The sequence below is a fragment of the Pseudomonas rhizozeae genome (assembly GCF_031583775.1).
GTDB lineage: Bacteria > Pseudomonadota > Gammaproteobacteria > Pseudomonadales > Pseudomonadaceae > Aquipseudomonas.
Window position 1 is genome coordinate 1 of sequence record NZ_JAVLSB010000008.1, and the last position, 4066, is coordinate 4066.

A 4066-nucleotide genomic window follows, 5' to 3' on the forward strand; every position below is an offset into this window, starting at 1 on the left:
ACGAGATTGGATTTGGAGATATCGATGCCGATCCAGGAAATCATGGCAAAACCCTCTTACACTCAGAAGTGAGAGTGCTCTGGCTTTGCCCACGCTTGTGATTCGAGTGGCGCTCGTTCAACTGTTCGGGCTTATGGGCCAGAGTAGAAAGGTGGATGGCAGCTTTGCTCCCACTCGTGCTTCAAGCACCGCGGACTCGCAGCTTGCCATCCACCCCTCTCACCCCAGAGTTTATTCCATAACTCAGACACAAGCGGGCTTGCCCGCGATGGCGGTGGGTCAGCCGGTGATGTTCAACCTGGACGGACGCTTTCGCGAGCAGGCTCGCTCCCACGGGTTTCGAGTGGTGTCCGAAGCCAGTCATTGTGGGAGCGAGCCGGCTCCGGGCGGCGTTGCGACGAAGGGGCCGGCACTGGCGGCGCTTAACTCCGGGCAAACGCCACGGCTTTCTGGAACTGTTCATCGCTCGGCCGAACGCCGGTGTACAGCACAAACTGCTCCAGCGCTTGAATGGCGATGACTTCCAGGCCGGTGATCACCCGCTTGCCTTTTTCGCGGCCTCGGACGATCAGCGGGGTTTCCGAGGGAATCGCCACCACATCGAATACCGTCTCCGCCGCCGCGATGGCCTCAGGCTCGAACGCCAGTTGATCGGCTTCCGGCCCGCCGGTCATCCCGATCGGTGTGACGTTGATCAGCATCTGCGGGCGCTGTTCGCCTAGGTCCGCCTGCCATCCATAATCCAGCGAATCCGCCAGAGCACGCCCTGCCCGCTCATTGCGTGCCACGATCAGGCCATTTTTATAGCCGCCGTCACGCAGGGCGCTGGCCACCGCCTTGGCCATGCCGCCACTGCCACGCAGGGCAAACGTCGACGACTGAGGCACCTGGTGCGTCTGTAGCAGTTGCGCAATGGCGATGTAGTCGGTGTTGTAGGCCTTCAGGTGGCCGTCCGTGTTGACGATGGTATTGATCGACTGGATCGCTGCCGCCGACGCATCCAGTTCATCGACTAACGCAATGCACGCCTCCTTGAACGGCATGGAAACACCGCAACCCCGGATGCCGAGCGCTCGAATCCCGCCGACAGCACCCGGCAAGTCCTGGCTGCTGAAGGCCTTGTAGTAGAAATTCAACCCCAGCTGTTCATAGAGATGGTTGTGAAACCGCAAGCCGAAATTCCCGGGGCGCCCAGAGAGCGACATGCACAATTGGGTGTCTTTGTTCGGGTTCATCTGCATGGGAGATCCTTCCATTTACACTTTCGGATAGGCGGGATTAGCCAACCTGGCCGGTTCTGTTCGATCATACAAAGAGCCTGCCGCGGGCGGCTCGTGACGGTAAGCAAACCGGTACAGACCTTACACAAAATTTACCTAAACCCTGTGCAGAATTTTCAATTAACGCTGTCTTAGCTGTATCCCCGCGACAATCCTTGGGTCTATTGCAGACACAAGCGCCGGGCGAAGAACCGAGGAATTATCATGATCCGTAAAATCCCCACAATTGCTGTGCTGATCGGCGCTCTTGCTGTCGCAGGGCAGGCAGAAGCCCGTGGTGGCGGCGGTTGGCAAGGCCCAGCGGTGTTCGGCGCGATCGTCGGCTCGGCCATCGTCGGCTCGGCCTTGATCAATCGCGATCGGCCTGTGTATGTCCAGCAACCGGTTTACGTTCAACCCCAACCGGTGTACGTGCAGCAGCCACCGCCACCGGTTTACTACCAACCGGCGCCGGTTTACGTCCAGCAACCGGTCTATTACCAGCCAGCCCCGGTTTATTACGGTCCACCCCGTGGGTATTACGGTCACCCTCACGGTTATTACGGCGGCCCACGCTGGTAAACGGGTCAAGCAAGCCCCGCCTGAACAAGGCGGGGCTTTTTTGTGGGTTCCAAATACAAATGCCGAGGTCGCTGTGAGAACAGTATCGCCGCCTTAACTTGGCATGATTGGCTGTGACTGCTTCACTCTGAAGGCGAGCGCTGTCACATTTCCTTCATGAAGACGCAGCAAGCTTGAGCGGTCCATCATAATCTGTCCCCAAAAAAAACAAGGACGCCCCATGCCCACACAGAACCCGCACCGCATCGTTGGTTTGTGCACCTCCAGCAAGGTGTACAGCGCCCTGACCGAGCTCAAGCACCTGGAAGGCCATCGCAGCGCCAAGTTCCTCTCGCTGCTGGCGGAAAACTTGGTGCGCAAAGGCATGCTCAACGAGCAAGAAGTCATGCACATGCTCGACCAAGTAGTCGATTGACTATTGGTCAGTGCACAACCTCTGCCGCGTCAATGACGACTATCGAAAACGTTGATTGTCGATAAATCCGGCCGCCCCGTAAGGTAGCCCCATCGCTTGATGGAGGTCCTTATGTCTAAAGTTCAGATCATGTCCGTTGTCGGCAGTGCCGTTCCCGCCTCGCTCAGAGCCTCGGGATTGCTCGCCTGCTGGTACCTGGTGCAAGACGGTGTTCGCGTCAGCGGTCCGTTGACCTCCCTGCCCGCCGCCCGCGACTTGTCGCAACGCATGGGTAACATGCTGCTCACCGCTTAAGGCAACTGTACGCGCGGCTTGGTCTCGATGAAGATCGCCCAGCTCGACATAAACAGTGCAGCAATCAGCGGCCCGATCACGAAGCCGTTGAGCCCGAAAATTGCCAGGCCGCCCAGGGTCGAAATCAGTATCAGGTAATCCGGCATTTTGGTGTCCTTGCCTACCAGGATCGGCCGCAGTACGTTGTCCACCAGGCCAATCACAAAGATGCCGAACAACCCGAGCACCACGCCCTGCCAGATCGCCCCGGTCAGCAGGAAGTAAGCCGCCACTGGCGCCCAGACAATCCCCGCTCCCACTGCCGGCAGCAACGATAGAAATGCCATCAGCACCGCCCAGAGCAATGCGCTGGGAATGTCCAGGAACCAGAAAATCGCCCCGCCCAGCGCCCCTTGCGTGATTGCTACCAACAGATTGCCCTTCACGGTCGCACGCACCACACGGTTGAACTTCAACTGCAAACGGCGCTTTTGCTGCTCGGCCAGCGGCACGGCCGTGCGCATTTTGCGCGCCAGTTCGGCACCGTCGCGCAGAAAGAAGAACAGCAAGTACAGCATGATGAAAAAACTCACCAAGAACTCAAACGTACCCTGGCCGAAGCTGAACGCCTGGGTGGCGAGGATATCGCTGCCCTGCATGGCGCTCTTGACGATCTTCTCCCGCAGCCCATTCAGTTCGCCCATGCCGAAGCGGTCCAGCAGATGCTGGAAATACGGTGGCAGGCTGTGTTTGAACTGGGCGATATAAGCGGCGATGTCGAGCTGGCCGCTTTCGATGTTCTTGTAGACGACCATCCCTTCCTGAACCAGCAACACGCCGATGATGATCACCGGCAGGATCGCGATCAGCAGGCACACGCTCAGGGTGCACAGGGAGGTCAGGTTGCGTTGCCAGCCGAATTTCAATTGCAGGCGCCGCTGCAAGGGCGCGAAGACGATCCCCAGGATCACCGCCCAGAACACCGCGCCGTAAAACGGCAGCAGAATCCAGATAAAAGCCAAAGTCACCAGTACCAACAGCACTAACAGTGATCTGCGTTGCAAGATTGCGTCGTTCATGTTCGATCCATGTCAGTCTGCACAGCCGCCAATGGCTGCTGATGCTTAGTCCGCCACGGTTCGCGGGAGTGCCATCCGTTGTCATCAAGCATAGATCGTGATTGCGCTTCGGCTGAGATTTGGGCGAGCGGGCCGGCCCATGCCGAGCCCTAGCGAGGCACCGAATGGAGGGGATGAAAGCCTTTGGTTACTTTGGGCTTTTCAAAGTGACCCGCTGTAAGAGCGGAACCTATATCAGCTATGACACAAGAAATGGATATGTACACCTGCAAAATCTCTAGCGTCTGAGCAAAAGTCATCGCTGGCAAGTCGAATCGTCGCACCGCAGCTCCCACAGGGTTCTTCGGTGTTTTCGAGAAATTCGCCAACAGGCTCGGCGCCTTCGCGAGCAGGCTCACTCCCACAGAGGAACGCGTACACCCAAGACCAGGTCGGCTATAAGGCCGCCTCGGGCGCTG

Annotated in this window: 5 protein-coding genes; 3 read left to right on the forward strand and 2 right to left on the reverse strand. The window is 58.3% G+C overall.

Translation table 11 applies throughout. From position 1 onward, the window contains the following. Positions 1-422: 422 nt before the first annotated feature. Positions 423-1241: a shikimate 5-dehydrogenase gene (locus RG836_RS01895; protein ID WP_310842755.1), complete on the reverse strand. Its 819-nt coding sequence runs from the start codon at positions 1239-1241 to the stop codon at positions 423-425. Between the two features lie 243 nt (positions 1242-1484). Here RG836_RS01895 and RG836_RS01900 point away from each other — a divergent pair, with 243 nt between their 5' ends. The 3 genes from RG836_RS01900 (at position 1485) to RG836_RS01910 (ending at position 2550) form a co-directional block, all read left to right on the forward strand. Next, entirely contained in the window at positions 1485-1841 is a 357-nt protein-coding gene (locus RG836_RS01900) for a hypothetical protein (RefSeq protein WP_310842757.1), read from the forward strand. Positions 1842-2061: 220 nt separating this feature from the next. After that, positions 2062-2256 carry a hypothetical protein gene (locus RG836_RS01905; protein WP_310842758.1) on the forward strand — a complete coding sequence of 65 codons (195 nt, stop codon included), beginning with the start codon at positions 2062-2064 and terminating at the stop codon, positions 2254-2256. Positions 2257-2367: 111 nt separating this feature from the next. After that, positions 2368-2550 (forward strand): hypothetical protein, encoded by a 183-nt coding sequence (locus tag RG836_RS01910; protein ID WP_310842759.1) that lies wholly within the window; start codon positions 2368-2370, stop codon positions 2548-2550. Here the strand turns inward: RG836_RS01910 and RG836_RS01915 are convergent. Further along, a complete protein-coding gene (locus tag RG836_RS01915) occupies positions 2547-3608 on the reverse strand; it encodes an AI-2E family transporter (protein WP_310842760.1) in 1062 nt (353 codons plus the stop codon). The genes RG836_RS01910 and RG836_RS01915 overlap by 4 nt on opposite strands. Positions 3609-4066: the final 458 nt, after the last annotated feature.

Coding starts and splice junctions, on each gene's coding strand:
- RG836_RS01915 (WP_310842760.1), bottom strand. CDS start 3,608: ATGAACGACGCAATCTTGCAACGCAGATCACTGTTAGTGCTGTTGGTA.
- RG836_RS01910 (WP_310842759.1), top strand. CDS start 2,368: ATGTCTAAAGTTCAGATCATGTCCGTTGTCGGCAGTGCCGTTCCCGCC.
- RG836_RS01905 (WP_310842758.1), top strand. CDS start 2,062: ATGCCCACACAGAACCCGCACCGCATCGTTGGTTTGTGCACCTCCAGC.
- RG836_RS01895 (WP_310842755.1), bottom strand. CDS start 1,241: ATGCAGATGAACCCGAACAAAGACACCCAATTGTGCATGTCGCTCTCT.
- RG836_RS01900 (WP_310842757.1), top strand. CDS start 1,485: ATGATCCGTAAAATCCCCACAATTGCTGTGCTGATCGGCGCTCTTGCT.